Below are 16,756 nucleotides of genomic sequence, written 5' to 3'. Positions count from 1 at the left end.
CGCGGCGGCACGATCTCCGGCGGCGGCGGTGGCGCGGTCGTGGCCGACGGGATGGTGTACGTGCAGGCGGGCTACTCGCCGGAGTACCCGAACCCGGCCGGCACGCCGAGCGGCACGGTGAGCTGGCCTTCGCAGTGCCCGAACCCGGCGTCGGCGACGATCGGCACACCGAGCCCGCCGAGCCGGTCGGCGAGCACGGCGGACGGGTCGCCGCACCCCGTCCACGAGCCGAGCACGAGCCCGGCGACCTGGTCGAACCACCCGGACCGCAGCAGGTCGGTGAGCATCCGGTCGAGCCGGTAGGGCTCTTCGTTGACGTCTTCGAGCAGCACGACCGCGCCGGGGGGCGGCGGCGCGTCGAGCAGGCTGAGGTTGCCGCCGACGGCGACCCCCCGCGCGACCCCGGGCGCCATGCCGACACCCCGGTAGGACGTCACGCCGCCGAACAGGGCGGCGCGGAGCCGTTCACGGGCGGCGGTGTCCTCGACGAACGCCCTGGTGCCGATCATCGGCCCGAACCACGTGGGCACGCCGTGCGCCCAGAACCGCTGGTGCAGCACGGTGGTGTCGCTGGAGCCCACGAACACCTTGCGACGCCCACCGGCCGCCGTGGCCACCACGGCGTCCCAGTCGACCAGGTCGACCATGCGCAGGCTGCCGTAGCCGCCCCGGGCGCACAGCACCCCGGCCACCGCCGGGTCCAGCCAGGCCCGTTCGAACGAGCGGGCGCGGTCGGCGTCGTGGCCGGCGAGGTAGTCCAGCGTCGGGTGGGTGTCCAGGGCGTGGGCGTCGATCCGCACGTCCAGGCCCCACTTGCGCAGCCACGCGGCGCCCGCGTCGAGGAGTTCGGCCGAGCAGGGTCCGGCCGGGCTGACCACGACGACCCGGTCGCCCGGCCGCAGCAGCCCGGGCCCGGAGGTGGCGTCGGAGGTCACCGGCGCAGCTCCAGGACCGCGATCCCCTCGGGCGTGAAGCCGAACACCTGCCCGTAGAACGACAGCTCGGCCTCCAGCGCCGCGACGATCGTCTCGGCCTTGCGGAACCCGTGCTGCTCGCCCTCGAACGTGAGGTAGGCGTGCGGGATGCCGGTGCCGTCCAGCGCGGAGGCGAACCGGTCGGCCTGGTCGGGCGGGCAGATCTCGTCCTCCAGGCCCTGCAGCAGCAGCACGGGCCCGGCGAGCCGGTCGACGCGGTGGGACGGCGACCGTTCGGCGTACCGGTCGGCCGCCGCGGGCCAGGGCCCGACCAGGCCCTCGACGTAGCGGGACTCGAAGTCGTGGGTCTCGCCGCCCTCGCCGGTCCAGCCGGCCAGGTCGAGGATGGGGAACGCGACCATGCCGCACCGGTAGGTCTTCACCGAGGTCAGCGACGCGGCCGAGGTCCAGCCGCCCGCGCTGCCGCCGCGGATGGCGAGCCGGTCGCCGTCGGCGGTGCCGGAGTCGGCCAGGGCCTGGGCGACGGCGGCGCAGTCCTGCACGTCGACCACGCCCCACTGCTCGCGCAGCCGTTCGCGGAACGCCCGCCCGTAGCCGGTGGAGCCGCCGTAGTTGACCGCGACCACGCCGATGCCGCGGCTGGTCAGGTAGGCCAGTTCGGCGTCGAGCACGGGCGCGGACCGGCCGGTGGGCCCACCGTGGACGTGCACGACGTAGGGCGGTTTCTCGCCCTCGGGGGCGGTGAAGTCGGGGTTGCGCGGCGGGTAGACGTAGGCGGGGACGTCGCCGTCGGGCCCGCTGAACACGCGTTCCTCGGGCACGGGCAGGTAGTCGACCGGCAACGGCGACTCGCCGGAGGTGTGCTCGGTGAGGGCGCCGGTGGACAGGTCCAGCGACACCACGGCGGACTCGGCCAGCGGTCCGGCGGCGCCGCTGACCAGGACGCCGTCGTGCACGGCGAGGTGCGCGTGCCAGACGGGCTGGTCCACGTCGACGTCGGTGACGGTGCCGCTGCGCTCGTCGAGCACGGCCAGCGCGCCGGAGCGCAGCACGGCGTAGCGGCCGGGGCCGATGGCGGCGAACCAGCGGTTGCCCAGCCGCCACATCGGTCCGCCCAGTTCCGCGGCGCACGGCGCGAGGTTCTTGCGGGCGCCGTCCAGGCCGATGCGGAACAGGTTCCACCAGCCGTCGGGGTCGGTCAGCGCCAGCAGGGAGTCGCCCTCCCACTCGACCTGGCACACGGCCTCGGTCTCGCCGCCGGCCAGCACCCGGTGCTCCGAAGAGCCGACCTCGGCGACGCACAGCTCGGTGCCGTCCCACGGCATGCGGGGGTGGTCCCAGCCGATCCAGGCGTAGTGGCGGCCGTCGGGCGAGAGCCGGGGTCCGGTCATGAAGTGGTGGCTGGCGGCGAGCACGCGGGGCGGGGAGCCGTCCAGCGGCAGGGCGACCAGGTCGCGGCGCACGTCGGTGCGGGCGTCGCCGGTCACGGTCTCGCGCACGCACCACACCTCGGCGTGGCCGGGTCCGGCGGTGAGGTCGGCGTAGCGGTGGCCGTGGCGGCGCGCGGGCTCGGGGCTGAGCGGGACGGGCCGGGGGTCGTCGGGGTCGAACAGGTAGACGCGCTGGTCGTCCCAGTTGGTGAACGCCACGCGCGTCCCCTCTGGGGTGTCCAGCACGACCCACGGCCGGCCGCCGTACTCGTGGACGCGGTTGCGCACGTTCCACGGCGGCGGCAGCAGGTCCTGCCCGTCGCGCACGAGCGCGACCCGGCCGCCCTCGGCGGGTCGTCCCTCGGCCCACCAGGGACGACCGTCGTGCAGGTCGACCCACTGCAGGCCCCCGCCGGCCGCGGCGGCGTCGGCCGCGTCGATGGGCGATGTCCACGTTCCGTACGGTGCGATCTTCACCACGCGGCGACCTTATCCGGGTGCGTGCCGGCCGGTCAGCGCCGACCGACGGGGAGTCGTGTTCGCCGGTCGTGGAAAAGCAAGGGGCAGGGCTGCCGATCTTGCTCGCGTGGCCTAGGGTCGTCGTTGTCATGGCACGCGTCATCCACGTATTCCGCCAGCCCGACCGGTTCGTCGCCGGCACAGTCGGGCAGCCTGGCGAGCGCACGTTCTACCTGCAGGCCTCCGAGGAGGCCCGGCTGGTCAGCGTGGCGCTGGAGAAGCAACAGGTCGCCGTACTCGCCGAGCGCATCGGCTCGCTGCTGGAGGAGGTGCACCGGCGGTTCGGCGCCGACGTCCCCGACGCGGTCCCCGAGGACCTCCGGGACACCGAACCGCTGGCGGTGCCGGTCGAGGAGGAGTTCAAGGTCGGCACGATGGGGCTGGGCTGGGACGCCGAGTCCCGCGCGGTGGTCATCGAACTGCTCGCGATCACCGAGGAGGAGGTCGACGAGGCGGTGGTGCTCGACGACACCGAGGAGGGTCCGGACGCGGTGCGGGTGTTCCTGAGCCCGGTGGAGGCGCGGGCGTTCGCCGAGCGCGCGGACCGGGTGGTGCGGGCGGGCCGCAAGCCGTGTCCGCTGTGCGCCGAGCCGCTGGACCCCGAGGGGCACGTGTGCCCGCGGCAGAACGGCTACCGCCGGTCGGACGAGGGCTGAGCGCGGCGGTGGGTCCGGCTGACGACGGGGTGCTCGACTTGCTGCGGCGTGGCCGCATCGACGTCGAGGGCCGGCTGGTGGACGCGTCGAACGCGACGTTGTTCTGCGCGATCAGCCTCGACGGCGTGACCGCGAAGTGCGTGTACAAGCCGGTGCGCGGCGAGCGGCCGTTGTGGGACTTCCCCGACGGCACGCTGGCGGGCCGCGAGGTGGCCACGTACCTGGTGTCGGAGGCGGCCGGGGTGCACGTGGTGCCGCCGACGGTGCTGCGGGAGGGTCCGTTCGGGTCGGGCATGGTCCAGTTGTGGGTGGAGACCCGCGAGGACGACGACCTGGTGGACATCGTGCCGGTGGACGAGGTGCGGCCGGGGTGGCGTTCGGTGTTGCGGGCGCACGACCGGTACGGGGAGCCCGCGGTGCTGGTGCACGCCGACCACCCGCGGGTGCGGTTGATGGCGGCGTTCGACGTGGTGGTGAACAACGCCGACCGCAAGGGCGGTCACGTGCTGCACGCGCTCGACGGCGCGGTGTACGGGGTGGACCACGGGATCTGCCTGCACGGCGACGACAAGCTGCGCACGGTGCTGTGGGGCTGGTTGGGCGAGGAGCTGCCCGGGGAGGCGGTGGAGTCGCTGCGGCGGCTGCGCTCGTGCCTGGACGGGGAGCTGTCGGAGCGGCTGCACGAGCACCTGACGCGCGCGGAGGTGCGGGCGTTGGCCGAGCGGGTGGACAAGCTGCTGGCGGCGGGGGTGTTCCCGGAGCCGTCCAACGACTGGCCGGCGATCCCCTGGCCCGCGTTCTGAGCGGGCGCGACACCGGCGGGCGGTTCTGCGCGGGGATCTTCTGACGTCGCGGGTGCGTGTTGTCTACTTGCCGCGTGGGCGTCGAACTGCGCGAGGTGACCGCTGCCGACGTGTTGGTGTTCTTCGAGCACCAGCGCGATCCGGAGGCGGTCCGGATGGCCGCGTTCACCCCGTCGGACCCGTCGGACCGGGCGGCGTTCCTGGTGCGGTGGGCGCGGATCCTGGCCGACGACTCGGTGGCGGCGCGCACGGTGGTGTTCGACGGCGACGTGGTGGGCCACGTGGGGCGGTTGCGCCAGTTCGGTGAGCCGGAGGTGGTGTGCTGGATCGACCGGGAGCACTGGGGCAAGGGGCTGGCGACGGCGGCGTTGCAGCTGTTCCTGCGGGAGGAGCCGCTGCGCCCGCTGTACGCGCGGGCCGCGGTGGACAACCTGGGGTCGCTGCGGGTGCTGGAGAAGTGCGGGTTCGTGCCGGTCGGCGAGGACGTGGGGTTCGCCGAGGGGCGTGGTGAGGACGTGGAGGAGTTCATCTTGAGGTTGGACGGCTGAATGGCGTCGTTGGCCGACCGCATGACGCGGCGCTTCGGGCCGGGGGTGCGGTCGTGGCTGGACGGGCTGGACGCGCTGGTGGCGGGGTTGTGCCGGGACTGGGGCCTGGAGGTGGTGCGGCCGTTGTCCGGGGGCACCTCGCACGCCCTGATGTGCACGCGCGGCGGTGAGCCGGTGGTGTTGAAGGTGACGCCGGAGCCGGCGATCTCGGTGCAGGAGCACGCGGCGCTGCGGGCGTGGGAGCCGTCGCCGCGGATGGTGCGGGTGCTGCGGGCGGATCCGGCGCGGGGCGCGTTGCTGCTGGAGGGCCTGGTGCCGGGCACGCCCGCCGCGGACGGTCCGGGGCTGGCCGAGGTGCTGCGCGGGCTGCACATCGCGCCGCCGGAGGGGTTCCCGCCGTTGCACGAGCGGGTGGACTTCGTCTTCGACGTGCTGCGCAGGCGGCACCCCGGCGACCACGACGCGGCTCACGCGCGGGCGGCGGCGCTGGCCCGCGACCGGGTGGCGGCGACGTTGCTGCACGGCGACCTGCACTTCGGCAACGTCCTGGACGCGGGCGAGCGCGGGTTGGTGGCGATCGACCCGCGGCCGTGCGTGGGCGACCCGGCGTCGGACGCGGTGGACTTCGCCTACGCCTCGCCCGACCTGCGCGACGGGATCGAGCGCTGGTCGGCGGTGGTGGACGGGGACCGGTTGGCGGCGTGGTGCGAGGTGTTCGCCGGGTTCTTCCCCGATCACCCGTCGGTGGCCGCGGGCCGGTAACGTCGCCGGCCGTGCGATCACACGACTACGGCCGCGACGTGCTGTCGGGCCGCAAGCGCAGGACGGTGCCCGAGGTGGCGGCCGAGGTCGGGCTGGTGGCGGAGGACCCGGCGTCGGGGTTCTGCGGCGCGGTGGTGCGGTTCGAGCACGGTCAGGTGGTGCTGGAGGACCGGCGGGGCCGGCAGCGGCTGTTCCCGCTGCGCCCGGCGGGGTTCCTGGTGGACGGGCGGCCGGTGACGCTGGTGCGGCCCGCGCCGGCGGCGGCGAAGCCCGCGCGGACGGCGTCGGGGTCGGTGAAGGTCGAGGGGCTGCGGGCCCGCACGGCCCGGGACAGCCGGATCTGGGTGGAGGGCCTGCACGACGCGGAGCTGGTGGAGCGGGTGTGGGGGCACGACCTGCGCGTGGAGGGCGTCGTGGTCGAGCCGCTGGACGGGGTGGACGAGCTGGCCGGCCGGATCGCGGAGTTCGGCACGGGACCGGGCAGGCGGCTGGGTGTGCTGGTGGACCACCTGGTGGCGGGCAGCAAGGAGTCGCGGCTGGTCTCGGCGATCCGGGACGACGACGTCCTGGTCACCGGTCACCCGTACGTGGACGTGTGGCAGGCGGTGAAGCCGGCGTCGGTGGGGATCGCGGCGTGGCCGGTGGTGCCGCGGGGCGTGCCGTGGAAGGAAGGGGTGTGCGCGGCGCTGGGCTGGGGTCAGCCCTACGAGGGGTGGCGTCGGGTGTTGGCGGGGGTGTCGGGGTTCCGGGACCTGGAGACGCCGTTGATCGGCGCGGTGGAGCGTCTGATCGACTTCGTGGCGGAGCCGGCGGGCTGAAACCCGCCCCTGGTGGCCCCGGAAGTGCGAGGATGGGTGGGTGGCCGCGCTGATCTGGTTGATCCTCGGTGTCGTCCTGGTGGCGGCCGAGATCCTGTCGGGCGACTTCGTGCTGGTCATGCTGGGCCTGGCGGCGTTGGGCGCGGCGGGCGCGTCGGCGTTGGGCGCGGACGTGGTGCTCAGCGGGATCGTGTTCGGCCTGGTGTCGTTGGGGCTGGTGGTGGGCGCGCGGCCCGCGATCAAGCGCCGGATGGCGCTGGGTTCGGGGCACAAGTCGGGCGTGGAGGCCCTGGTGGGCGCCACGGCCGTCGTCGTGTCCACTGTGGACGGCCACGGCGGTAGGGTGCGGATCGGCGGCGAGGTGTGGTCGGCGCGGTCGTTGGACCGCGAGGTCATCGAGCCCGGCGCCGAAGTCACTGTTGTCGAGATCTCGGGCGCGACCGCAGTGGTGCTGTCCGGGGCCTGAGTGGAGGCTGGGAGAGTTGACCACGACGCTGATCGTCATCGCGGTCCTGGTGCTGTTCGTGCTGGTCGTGACGGTGAAGTCGGTGCTGGTGATCCCGCAGGCCACGGCCGCGGTGATCGAGCGGCTGGGCCGCTACCGCACGACCGCCGCACCGGGGCTCAACATCCTGGTGCCGTTCTTCGACCGGGTGCGGGCGCGGATCGACCTGCGCGAGCAGGTGGTGTCGTTCCCGCCGCAGCCGGTGATCACCCGGGACAACCTGACGGTGTCGATCGACACGGTCGTCTACTTCCAGGTGACCGACCCGCGGGCGGCGGTGTACGAGATCTCGAACTACATCGTGGGTGTGGAGCAGTTGGCGACCACGACGCTGCGCAACCTGGTGGGCGGGATGAGCCTGGAGGAGACGCTGACCTCCCGTGACCAGATCAACAACCAGTTGCGCGGCGTGCTGGACGAGGCGACGGGCCGGTGGGGCATCCGGGTGGCGCGGGTGGAGCTCAAGGCGGTCGACCCGCCGCCCTCGATCCGGGACTCGATGGAGAAGCAGATGCGCGCGGACCGGGAGAAGCGCGCGATGATCCTCAACGCGGAGGGCCAGCGGGAGGCGGCGATCAAGTCCGCGGAGGGGCAGAAGCAGGCGCAGATCCTGTCCGCGGAGGGCGCGAAGCAGGCGGCGATCCTGTCCGCGGAGGCGGAGCGGCAGTCGGCGATCCTGCGGGCGCAGGGTGAGCGGGCGGCCCGGTACCTGCAGGCGCAGGGTCAGGCGAAGGCGATCGAGAAGGTGTTCGCGGCGATCAAGGCGGGCAAGCCGACGCCGGAGGTGCTGGCCTACCAGTACCTGCAGACGTTGCCGCAGATGGCGCAGGGCGACGCGAACAAGGTGTGGCTGGTGCCGTCGGACTACGGCAAGGCGCTGGAGGGTTTCGCGAAGATGCTGGGCGCGCCGGGCGAGGACGGCGTGTTCCGCTACGAGCCGCCGGTCTACGAGAAGCCGGAGACGTCGTCGCCGGAGCAGGACGACGCGTCGGTGGCGGAGTGGTTCGACACGGCGCCGGACCCGGCGGTGGCGGAGGCGGTGCGCGCGGCGGAGGCGGTGGCCCGCAAGGAGGTGCCGGGTCCGTTGGAGCAGGCGTCGGTGGAACGCGGGCCGGAGCGCGGCACGTTGGGGTCGTCGCCGGCGGCGCGGGAGGTCGGGGCCGGGGAGCCGCGGTCGCCGCACGAGTGATCCCCTGGCAGTGATCTTGGACGCAGTGGTGGGGCGTCGGCGGTGGTCGCCGGCGCCCCTTTCGCGTGGTCGGGGCGGGTCCGGCGGGCCGGTGGGCGTCCGAGTGGGTCTCGTGGGGCCGGTCGGTGTGCGGTTGGATGTCGCGGTGGATGCCTTACCCGGTCGTGCGGCGGCCGCCCTGGCCCGTGTCGACGCACCCTGGTCGGTGCGGTGGGACGAGTTGGCGGCGGTGGTGGCGGAGCTGTCGGCTGTGGTGCGGGGCGGGCCGGGCGCGCGGGTGGTGGCGCGGGAGTTGGCCGAGGTGCTGGTGCGGGCCGCGCAGGGCAGCGAGCAGCGGGTGGCGTTGGCGGGGTTGGTGGACCGGGTGCTGGACCTGCACGCGGTGGCGTGCGCGGCCGGGCCGTCGGTGGACGGTCGGGAGTTGGCGGCGTGGTTGTTGTGGGTGCAGACGGACTTCGCCGAGCCGCCGGAGGTGCGGTTGGCGGCGTACGCGTCGGCGTTGGGCGAGGACGGGCTGGCGTTCTACCGGGCGGAGGCGGTGGCGCGGTTCGAGCGGTTGCCGGTGATCGGGTTCGGGGAGACCGGGCGCTACGACCGGGAGCGGTGGGCGTTGCTGCGGGTGATGGAGGAGTTGGCCGAGCACACCGGTGACGTGGACCTGCAGGTGTTGGTGTTGTCGCGGGACCTGTCGTCGGGCTGGCACTACCTGCGGGTGGCGACGGTGCTGCGGGACGCGGGCCGGTCGGCGGAGGCGGTGGCGTGGGTGGAGCGGGGTCTGGCGGCGACGGGTGGGCGTGGCGCGGCGACCCGGTTGGTGGACCTGGGTGTGGACGAGTGCCTGCGCGCGGGGTGGGTGGAGCGGGCGGTGGACCTGCGGCGGCGGGCGTTCCTGGCGCATCCGGTGTGGGAGTCCTACGTGCGGCTGCGGGCGGTGGCGTCGTCGTCGGGTGACTGGCCCGCGGTGCGCGAGGAGGTGCTGGGGCGGGTGGCGGAGGGCGCGGACGACGTGCTGCGGCACGTGGTGGAGGGCGAGTTGGCGGCGGTGTCGGGCGGCGTGGTGCCGGAGTGGTTGCAGCGGTGGCGGTCGGAGTTGGCGTGGCGGGAGCGGTAGCCGGGTGTTCCGAGCGTTCCACTCGGGGGTCGTGAGCGTAGGACACGCGCGTTCCGGGCGTAGGACTCACGCGGGCTGGGCGTAGGACTCTCGCGGGTCAGGGGTGGGCGGGTGGGCGGCGGTCGGCCCAGGGGCGGGCGCGTTCGAGTTGGCCGGCGGCGGTGAGGATGGTGCGGTCGTCGTCGGTGGTGGCGACGAGCTGCACGGCCAGGGGCAGGCCGGTGCGGGTGTGGCCGGCGGGGACGGACGCGGCGGGGTTGCCGGTGATGTTCCACAGGGGCAGGAACGTGGTCATGCGGGCGGCGGCGAGCAGCGCGGCGAGGGTGGGTCGGCGGTTCCACTCGCCCACGCGCAGGGGCGGCCGGGTGAGCACGGGGGTGAGCAGCAGGTCGTGGTGGTCGAAGAGCCGGTTGGCGTGGTCGGTGAGCTTCGCGGTCTGGGAGAGGGCGGCGCGCACGGCGGGCGCGGGCAGGGAGCGGCCGAGGGCGGCGACGGCGCGGGTGCGGGCGTCGAGCCGGTCGGGTCGGTCCAGGGCCCGTTCGGTGGTGGCGGCGCTGTGCAGGTAGCGGGCGGCGAGCACGGCGGGTCCGGCGACGTCGTGCAGGGTGTCGGGGTCGACGCGGGTGACGTCGTGGCCGAGGTCGGCGAGCAGGCCCGCGGTGTCGAGGACGGCGTCGCGGACTTCCGCGTCGACGGGGATGCCGCGGCCCCAGGTGCGCAGGGACACGGCGATGCGCAGGGTGCGGGTGGCGGTGACGGCGGCGGTGTGGTCGTCGCCGGGTGCGAGGACGTCCAGGAGCAGGGCGGCGTCGGCGACGTGGCGGGTGATGGGCCCGGCGGCGACCAGGCCTCCCCAGACGTCGCGGTCGGGGGTCAGCGGCACGTGGCCGCGTTGGGGTTTGAGGCCGAACAGGCCGGTGCAGGCCGAGGGGATGCGGATGGAGCCCGCGCCGTCGGTGCCGACGGCGGCTCCGACGAGGCCGGCGGCGACGGCGGCGGCCGATCCGCCGCTGGACCCGCCGGGCGAGTGGTCGGGTGACCAGGGGTTGCGGGTGGCGCCGGCCCAGGTGGACTCGGTGTAGGGCCACAGGCCGAGTTCGGGCATGCGGGTGCGGCCGACGATGACGGCGCCGGCGTCGCGCAGGCGGCGGACGATCTCGGAGTCGGCGGGCGCGGTGGTGTCGACGGCGGCGGTGCCCTTGGTGGTGGGCAGTCCGGCGATGGCGAGGTCTTCCTTGACCGCGACGGGCACGCCGAGCAGGGGTGCGTCCTCGCCGCGGGCGAGGCGGGCGTCGGCTCCCTCGGCGTCGGCGAGGGCGCGGTCGGTGAACACGAGCCGGAACGCGTTGAGGCTCCGGTCGTGCCGGTCGATGCGGCGCAGGCATTCGGCGACGAGGGCGCGTGAGGTGAGCGCGCCGGATCGCAGCAGTTCGGCCTGTCGGGCGGCGCCCGCGAAGCACGCGTCGGTCAGGTCCATGGGGCGGACTCTAGGGCAGGAGCGGGCGCGGGTGGATCAGGCCGCCGGGGTGATCGGGTCGTGCCGCCGGCGGTGTCGCAGGCCGCGGTGCACGAGCAGGGCGATGAGCAGCAGCGGCCACGGGAACGGCAGGGGTGAGGCGATCCAGGCGACGGCGAGGACGAACAGGACGATCGGCAGCATCGGTGGCCGGTGTCGTGCGGGCGGCGCCGGCGGTGGTGGTGGCGGTGCGGGCAGGTCGGCGGTGAGGGCGGCCAGCTCGTGGTGGTGCACGGCGGTGTAGGCGGCGGCGATGCGGTCGTCGGCTTCGGCGAGGGTGAGGCGGCCTTCGCCGACGGCGTCGCGCAGCCGGGCGGCGGTGTGGTCGCGGTCGGCGTCGGAGGCGCGCGGGGCGGGGGTGTGGGTCGGTTCCATGCCGTCGATGCTCCGCTCCGGGGCGTGTCGCGGCGTCGGGCACGAAGCGGTGACGGGAAGTACGTCCGTGGACGTACGCGGGACGGGCATGATCGGGGGTATGTCGTCGTGGCTGATGCCGTTGGCGGTGGCCGTGGTCATCGTCTGGATTGGCGTGCGTCATGCGCGCGCGTCGCGTTCGGAGACGTTGTTGGACGAGCACGCGCGGCGGCGGGTGGGGCCGGACGCGGGTGCGGCGCCGGCTCCGGTGTCGGTGTGGCGCGAGGCGAACCGGTTGTTCCGGGCCGGTGAGGAGGAGGGGTTGTTGCTGTTGGCCGAGATCGGCCGGCAGGTGCCGCGGCGGCGGCAGGCGGTGGTGACGTCGTGGTTGGCGGCGTTGCGGGGCGGGGTGAGCCTGGGGTTGGACGCGCCGTGGCGCACGGCGGTGCAGCGGGAGTTGGTGTCGCACCTGCGGCCGGGCGCGGATTTCTGGCCGGGGATGGACGTGGTGGCGCCGGGGGCGATCCTGGTGGACTTCGACCTGTCGGGGTGTCGGGTGAACCGGGTGGACCTGATGGGCGCGGTGTTCCTGGGTGACGCGCGGTTCGAGGCGATGACGGTGACGGGTGACGCGAACTTCGCGGGCGCCCGGTTCCTGCGGCACGCGGTGTTCACGGAGGCGTTGTTCGCGCGGTCGGCGTCGTTCGGGTTGGCGGTGTTCGCGGGGAACGTGTCGTTGCGGTCGGCGCAGGTGGCCGACCAGTTGGTGTTCGCGCGGGCGAAGGTGTCGGGTCGGGCGGACCTGCGGCGGGCCGAGGTGTCGGGTCGGGCGGATTTCCGGCACGTGCGGTTCGGCGGCCGGGCGTTGTTCGGTGACGTGGTGTTCCACCAGGACGCGTGGTTCCGGCACGCGTGGTTCCGCGGTCGCACGGACGTGGGGTCGGCGTTGATCGGCGAGGCGGCGGAGTTCGGCAACGCCCGCTTCGGCCGCCGCGTCATGCACTGACCGCGCCGTCCGGGGCTGCCCGGGGGTCAGGCGGTGCGGGTGCGGTGGTCGGCGACGTGGACGCGGTTGGCGCAGCGGGTGGTGCAGAAGCGGCGGCGGCCGTTGCGCGAGGTGTCGACGTAGACGGTGCCGCAGCCGGGTCGTGCGCAGCGGCCGAGGCGGCCGGGGTCGTCGCAGACGACGTGGGCGAGGCCGGCGGCGGTGAAGGCGCGCAGCCGTTGGGGTGTGGGCGCGTGTTCGGGTGCGAAGTGCAGGTGGGGCCGTCGGCCGTCGTGGGTGGAGATGTAGGGCTTGGCGGCGCCTTCGGCGAGCAGGTCGTTGACGAGGGCGATCTGGTCGGGGGTGTGGTCGAAGACGGGTGAGAGGCGGGCGGCCCAGGCGGTGAGGTCGCGGGCCTGGTCGTCGTCGAGGGCGCCGAGGGGTTTGTAGTCGTGCTCGCGCAGCAGGTCGAGCAGCTCGTCGGCGGTGCTGTCGGGGTCGGCGTTGACCAGCGCGGCGGCGAGTTCGGCCGCCGCCCCGCCGTAAGGGTTGAAATGCACTGAACCATGACATCACGCTGGTGGGGTGAACACCAGTTGTCCTTGTTGCGGGTGGCCCAGTGCCGAGCGTGTGTATCCGGTGTCGTCGCACGGCGCGGTGGACTACGTGCGCTGCGTGTGCGGGGTGTGGTTGGTGCTGGAGGCCGGGCGGGTGGTGGCGACGGCGGGCCGGCCTCGATCGACTAGTGTCCCGTCACCGTGACGAGCCGTCGGGACCTGTTGTGCGACTGTGCGATCTCGGTGCTGGCGGCGGAGGGCGGCCGGGGCCTGACGCACCGCGCGGTGGACCGGGCGGCGGGCGTGCCGGAGGGCACGACGAAGAACTACTTCCCGTCGCGGGACGCGTTGCTGGGCGCGGCGGCGGCGCGGATGACGGCGTTGCACGCGGCGGCGGTGCGGCGGTTGCGGGAGACGACGCCGGAGGGCATCACCCCGGCCGAGGTGGCGGAGCTGTACCCGGCGTTGTTGCGCCGCGCGGTGGTGGAGGACCCCACGCAGCTGCTGGCGATGGCGGAGCTGTACCTGGAGGCGGTGCGCCGGCCGGGTGTGCGCGCGGCGCTGGGTCGGATGGCGGTGTCGAACGCGCAGGCGGGCGCGGGGCTGCACGCGGCGGCGGGCCTGCCGAGCACCGCGCGGGACGCGGGCCTGCTGGACGCGTACTTCCTGGGTGTGGCGGTGTCGTTGTTGGCGCTGCCCGCGGACGCGTTGGGCGCGGTGGGCCTGGACGACGCCCGCGCGGTGGGCCTGGGCCTGTTCCGCGCGACGGTGCCGGGACGCTCAGGCGGCGGGGACGAGCCGGCGCACGGCGGTGGCGACGAGCCCGGTGGCCGGGGTGGGGGCCGCGCCGCAACTGGCGGGCCGGGAGGCCGGTAGGTCGCGGCTGTCGACGGTGACGTGCCAGGCGCTGCCGTCGGCGTGGTGGACGGTGTCGCCGTGCACGGTGAGCACGTCGCGGTGTTCGCCGGTGAGGTCGCGGACGGCGAGTTCGGCGACCTGGCCGTGCGGCGGGTGGGTGGAGCGGCCCCGGCACCGCTCGGTGACGACGTGGCCTCGGGCGGCGTGGTCGAGCAGCCGGGCGGCGAAGTCGGTGTCGAGGCGGCCGTAGGTGTAGCCGGTGGGCAGCAGCACGCCGGTGGGCGCGAAGCGGTGCCCGCCGGTGTGGGTGCACTCCCACACGGTGTCGGGTCGGGCGGCGGCGAGGGCTTCGGCCAGTGGCCGGCCGCGCAGGGCGCAGCACACGTCGCGGCGGCTGTTGGCGCACACGAGCAGCAGCGGCCCGGTGACCGGTGTGCCGAGCCCGGTGGGAACGCCCGCGGCGAGGGCGGCGAAGTCGAGGTCGAGCAGGGCCGCGGGGTCGGCGAGGTCGGTCTGCTCCAGCCGCGGCCGGCCGGGGGTGGTGGCGGCGAGGTAGACGCGCCGCGGCGCGTCGTGGTGGGTGTCGGCGTGGCGGCCGGGCCGGCGGATGAGCAGGACGCGGACGCCGGTGTCGGCGGCGCGGCGGGCCAGTTCGGCGCCGAGCGCGGGGTCGAGGCGGCTCTGGGTGAGCGCGTCGCGTCCCCAGGGCCCGGGTTGTTCGAGGCAGATCCAGGCGGCGGCGGTCGCGGCGGTGCCCGCCTGGGGTTCCTCGAGGTCCGCGGAGATCGCGGCGCAACGCGGCTCGGTCACGCCTTCAGAGTGCCCTGGCACGGCCGTTCGAGTGACACCGGGGTACGGGTTCACGCGTTCGGGCGGCTCGTGGTCGCGGTGGGTATGCCGTGTTCGCGACGGGTGGACGCCGTCCGGGCCGGTCGGGACGTAGGTTCGGGGTCATGGTGATCACGGGTGAGGCGGCGGGGGTGCGGTTCGTGGCGACGCCGCCGGTGCGGGGCGGTCGGCGATTGGTGGTCGTGTGGCACCTGATGGGCGAGCCGGGCACGCCGGAGGCGATGGCCGAGGCGCTGCCGCTGACGGGGGTGGACGCCTGGCGGCTGTACGCGGCGCTGCCGGCGTGGGGCGAAGGCCCGGACCAGGTGGTCGACGGGTACTCGGCGATGGTGGAGTCGGGGGTGGCCGCGATGCCCGCCCTGGTCGCGGCGGCGCGGACGGAGTTCGGCTGCGACGACGGGCCGGTGGACCTGGTCGGCGGTTCGGCGGGCGGGCACATCGCGTTGACGACGGCGCTGCGGCGCGTGGTGCCGGTGCGGCGGGTGGCGGTGGTGAACCCGGCGGTGCGGGTGCAGGCGGTGGTGGAGGCGTCGACCGAGGTGGGCGCCCTGGACTCCTACACCTGGACGGACGCGGCACGGGCGGCGGTGGAGCCGTTGGACGTGCTCGCGCGGGCCGGGGAGCTCGACGTGCCGCTGCTGGTGGTGCGCGGCGAGCAGGAGTACCCGGCGTTCCGGCCGGTGCAGGCGCGGTTGTGCGCCGCCGTGCCGGGCGCGCGCCTGGTGGACGTGCCGGGATTGGCGCACATGCTGGTGACCGCGCAGGACGTGGTGGACGCGGAGGTGACGGCGTGGCTGGCCTGATCGTGGTGACGGGCGGGAGCCGGGGCATCGGCGCGGCGGTGGTGCGCCGGGTGGCCGCCGACGGGCACCGGGTGGTGATCGGCTACCGGACCTCGACGGAACAGGCCGAGGCGTTGGCGCGGGAGGTCGGCGGCGTCGCCGTGCGGGCGGAGGTGTCCGACGAGGCGGACGTGGACGCCCTGTTCGACGCCACCGCGGCGCTCGGGCAGGTGACGGGCGTGGTCGTCAACGCCGGGATCACCAGCCCCGTGGGTCCGCTGGCGCAGCTGCGGACCGAGGACCTGCGCCGGGTGGTCGACGTCAACGTGGTGGGCGCCTTGTTGTGCGCGCGGCGGGCGGCACGGGACCTGGTGGCGGGCGGGTCGATCGTGTCGCTGTCCTCGGCCGCGGCCACGGTGGGCTCGCCGGGCGAGTACGTGCACTACGCGGCGACCAAGGCGGCGGTGGACGCGATGACCGTGGGGCTGGCCAAGGAACTGGGGCCGCGGGGGATCCGGGTGAACGCGGTGGCCGCGGGCACGGTCCGCACGGAGATCCACGAGCTGTCCGGGGTGCCGGACCGTCCCGACCGGGTGGCGTCGGCGATCCCGTTGGGCCGGCCCGGCGAACCCGAGGAGATCGCGGAGGCGGTGGCCTGGCTGTTGAGCGACGCGGCGTCGTTCACCACCGGCGCGGTGCTGCGGGTCGCCGGAGGGCTGTGAGCACGTGTCCAACCACCGACGAGCACGCGGACAACCACCGACAGGCCGGCCCGCACGCGGCCCTACCATCACGGCATGGTGCGACCGCCGCTCAGCCAGTCCGAGTCGTCCGAGGCGGTCGGGTCGTCGAGGGACGCGCTGTCCCGGGCGCCCCGAAGGGCGTCATCCCGGTGATCAGCGGCCCGGTGGAGGACTTCGTCCGCTCGGTCACGAGTGCGCGACCGGTCCCGTTGACCCCGGACATCGTGCTGCGCACCGCCGACGACGTGATCGCCCTGTGGGAACGCACCGGCTCGCCGGAGCCACCATTCTGGGCGTTCCCCTGGGCGGGAGGCCAGGCGCTGGCCCGGCACGTGCTCGACCACCCGGAGCTCGTCGCGGGCCGCCGGGTGCTGGACCTGGCGTCGGGCTCCGGGCTGGTGGCGGTCGCGGCGGCCCGCGCGGGCGGCCTGGTCACGGCCAACGACATCGACCCCGTCGCGGTGGCGGCGATCGACCTCAACGCCCGCGCCAACGACGTCACCGTCACCATCGCCGCCGGCGACCTGCTCGACACCGACCCCGAGGTCGACGTGCTGCTGGCCGGCGACGTCTTCTACGACCGCGACATGGCCGCCCGGGTCGAGCCGTTCCTGCTGGCCGCGCACCGCCGCGGCGCCCTGGTGCTGGTGGGCGACCCGCAACGGTCGTTCCTGCCGCGCGGCTGGACCCTCGTCGACGCCTTCCCGGTGCCGGTGCCACCGGACCTGGAAGGCGTCGCGGTCAGGACGACCAGCGTCTGGCGCCTCTAGCGGACCTTCGACGGGCCGGAGGCTGCTCGAACCACCCCGTCGGACGGTTCACCGGACCTTCGGCCC

The 16,756-nt window shown here is 74.8% G+C and carries 19 protein-coding genes; 13 read left to right on the top strand and 6 right to left on the bottom strand.

The features are described from left to right. Nucleotides 1–71: 71 nt before the first annotated feature. Nucleotides 72–935, bottom strand: coding sequence for a S66 peptidase family protein (locus LNK82_RS28920; protein WP_230570135.1), 864 nt, complete (start codon nt 933–935; stop codon nt 72–74). After that, nucleotides 932–2,845 carry a S9 family peptidase gene (locus tag LNK82_RS28915; RefSeq protein ID WP_230567928.1) on the bottom strand — a complete coding sequence of 638 codons (1,914 nt, stop codon included), beginning with the start codon at nt 2,843–2,845 and terminating at the stop codon, nt 932–934. The genes LNK82_RS28920 and LNK82_RS28915 overlap by 4 nt, the downstream gene beginning before the upstream one ends. A gap of 128 nt (nt 2,846–2,973) precedes the next feature. Here LNK82_RS28915 and LNK82_RS28910 point away from each other — a divergent pair, with 128 nt between their 5' ends. From LNK82_RS28910 to LNK82_RS28875, 8 genes are all read left to right on the top strand, one after another. Continuing rightward, nucleotides 2,974–3,540, top strand: coding sequence for a DUF3090 domain-containing protein (locus LNK82_RS28910; RefSeq protein ID WP_230567929.1), 567 nt, complete (start codon nt 2,974–2,976; stop codon nt 3,538–3,540). 8 nt (nt 3,541–3,548) lie between these two features. Beyond that, nucleotides 3,549–4,343 (top strand): SCO1664 family protein, encoded by a 795-nt coding sequence (locus LNK82_RS28905; protein WP_230567930.1) that lies wholly within the window; start codon nt 3,549–3,551, stop codon nt 4,341–4,343. Between the two features lie 74 nt (nt 4,344–4,417). Beyond that, nucleotides 4,418–4,891, top strand: a complete 474-nt coding sequence (locus LNK82_RS28900) for a GNAT family N-acetyltransferase (RefSeq protein ID WP_230567931.1) — start codon at nt 4,418–4,420, stop codon at nt 4,889–4,891. Further along, complete coding sequence (locus LNK82_RS28895) at nt 4,892–5,653, top strand: aminoglycoside phosphotransferase family protein (RefSeq protein ID WP_230567932.1); 762 nt, start codon at nt 4,892–4,894, stop codon at nt 5,651–5,653. A gap of 11 nt (nt 5,654–5,664) precedes the next feature. Continuing rightward, entirely contained in the window at nt 5,665–6,471 is an 807-nt protein-coding gene (locus LNK82_RS28890; protein WP_230567933.1) for a DUF3097 domain-containing protein, read from the top strand. A gap of 40 nt (nt 6,472–6,511) precedes the next feature. Continuing rightward, a complete protein-coding gene (locus LNK82_RS28885; protein WP_230567934.1) occupies nt 6,512–6,937 on the top strand; it encodes an NfeD family protein in 426 nt (141 codons plus the stop codon). Between the two features lie 16 nt (nt 6,938–6,953). After that, entirely contained in the window at nt 6,954–8,165 is a 1,212-nt protein-coding gene (locus LNK82_RS28880; RefSeq protein WP_230567935.1) for an SPFH domain-containing protein, read from the top strand. Between the two features lie 145 nt (nt 8,166–8,310). Further along, nucleotides 8,311–9,276 (top strand): hypothetical protein, encoded by a 966-nt coding sequence (locus LNK82_RS28875; RefSeq protein WP_230567936.1) that lies wholly within the window; start codon nt 8,311–8,313, stop codon nt 9,274–9,276. A 97-nt stretch (nt 9,277–9,373) separates the two neighbouring features. On the opposite strand, the gene LNK82_RS28870 is transcribed toward LNK82_RS28875, so the two are convergent. Beyond that, nucleotides 9,374–10,753 (bottom strand): amidase family protein, encoded by a 1,380-nt coding sequence (locus LNK82_RS28870; protein ID WP_230567937.1) that lies wholly within the window; start codon nt 10,751–10,753, stop codon nt 9,374–9,376. Nucleotides 10,754–10,789: 36 nt separating this feature from the next. After that, complete coding sequence (locus tag LNK82_RS47090) at nt 10,790–11,167, bottom strand: DUF1707 SHOCT-like domain-containing protein (protein ID WP_268996550.1); 378 nt, start codon at nt 11,165–11,167, stop codon at nt 10,790–10,792. Between the two features lie 100 nt (nt 11,168–11,267). On the opposite strand from LNK82_RS47090, the gene LNK82_RS28860 reads away from it, so the two are divergent. Next, on the top strand, nt 11,268–12,152 hold the full coding sequence (locus tag LNK82_RS28860; RefSeq protein WP_230567938.1) for a pentapeptide repeat-containing protein: 885 nt from the start codon (nt 11,268–11,270) through the stop codon (nt 12,150–12,152). A gap of 26 nt (nt 12,153–12,178) precedes the next feature. Here the strand turns inward: LNK82_RS28860 and LNK82_RS28855 are convergent, their stop codons facing one another. Next, nucleotides 12,179–12,691 carry a CGNR zinc finger domain-containing protein gene (locus tag LNK82_RS28855; RefSeq protein ID WP_230567939.1) on the bottom strand — a complete coding sequence of 171 codons (513 nt, stop codon included), beginning with the start codon at nt 12,689–12,691 and terminating at the stop codon, nt 12,179–12,181. A 198-nt stretch (nt 12,692–12,889) separates the two neighbouring features. Here LNK82_RS28855 and LNK82_RS28850 point away from each other — a divergent pair, with 198 nt between their 5' ends. After that, nucleotides 12,890–13,564, top strand: a complete 675-nt coding sequence (locus tag LNK82_RS28850) for a TetR/AcrR family transcriptional regulator (protein ID WP_230567940.1) — start codon at nt 12,890–12,892, stop codon at nt 13,562–13,564. On the opposite strand, the gene LNK82_RS47930 is transcribed toward LNK82_RS28850, so the two are convergent. Next, nucleotides 13,469–14,356: a ferredoxin family protein gene (locus LNK82_RS47930; RefSeq protein WP_230567941.1), complete on the bottom strand. Its 888-nt coding sequence runs from the start codon at nt 14,354–14,356 to the stop codon at nt 13,469–13,471. The genes LNK82_RS28850 and LNK82_RS47930 overlap by 96 nt on opposite strands. A 143-nt stretch (nt 14,357–14,499) precedes the next feature. Between LNK82_RS47930 and LNK82_RS28840 the strand changes: the two genes are divergently transcribed. The 3 genes from LNK82_RS28840 (at nt 14,500) to LNK82_RS28830 (ending at nt 16,690) form a co-directional block, all read left to right on the top strand. Next, the gene (locus LNK82_RS28840) at nt 14,500–15,198 is read left to right on the top strand and encodes an alpha/beta fold hydrolase (protein WP_230567942.1); all 699 of its coding nucleotides are present in this window, start codon (nt 14,500–14,502) and stop codon (nt 15,196–15,198) included. After that, nucleotides 15,186–15,899, top strand: coding sequence for an SDR family oxidoreductase (locus tag LNK82_RS28835; protein ID WP_230567943.1), 714 nt, complete (start codon nt 15,186–15,188; stop codon nt 15,897–15,899). Before LNK82_RS28840 ends, LNK82_RS28835 begins: the two co-directional genes overlap by 13 nt. A 170-nt stretch (nt 15,900–16,069) precedes the next feature. Further along, on the top strand, nt 16,070–16,690 hold the full coding sequence (locus LNK82_RS28830) for a class I SAM-dependent methyltransferase (protein WP_230567944.1): 621 nt from the start codon (nt 16,070–16,072) through the stop codon (nt 16,688–16,690). The last annotated feature ends 66 nt before the right edge of the window (nt 16,691–16,756 follow it).

The sequence above is a fragment of the Saccharothrix luteola genome, assembly GCF_020859565.1.
Lineage (GTDB): Bacteria > Actinomycetota > Actinomycetes > Mycobacteriales > Pseudonocardiaceae > Actinosynnema > Actinosynnema luteola.
Note: the sequence above shows the minus strand (reverse complement) of the source record. Positions and strands in the feature narration are given on the sequence as shown.

Bases quoted from the DNA above. Each gene is read 5' to 3' on its own strand.
- LNK82_RS28910 (WP_230567929.1), top strand. From the start codon at position 2,974: ATGGCACGCGTCATCCACGTATTCCGCCAGCCCGACCGGTTCGTCGCC.
- LNK82_RS28895 (WP_230567932.1), top strand. From the start codon at position 4,892: ATGGCGTCGTTGGCCGACCGCATGACGCGGCGCTTCGGGCCGGGGGTG.
- LNK82_RS28870 (WP_230567937.1), bottom strand. From the start codon at position 10,753: ATGGACCTGACCGACGCGTGCTTCGCGGGCGCCGCCCGACAGGCCGAA.
- LNK82_RS47090 (WP_268996550.1), bottom strand. From the start codon at position 11,167: ATGGAACCGACCCACACCCCCGCCCCGCGCGCCTCCGACGCCGACCGC.
- LNK82_RS28860 (WP_230567938.1), top strand. From the start codon at position 11,268: ATGTCGTCGTGGCTGATGCCGTTGGCGGTGGCCGTGGTCATCGTCTGG.
- LNK82_RS28840 (WP_230567942.1), top strand. From the start codon at position 14,500: ATGGTGATCACGGGTGAGGCGGCGGGGGTGCGGTTCGTGGCGACGCCG.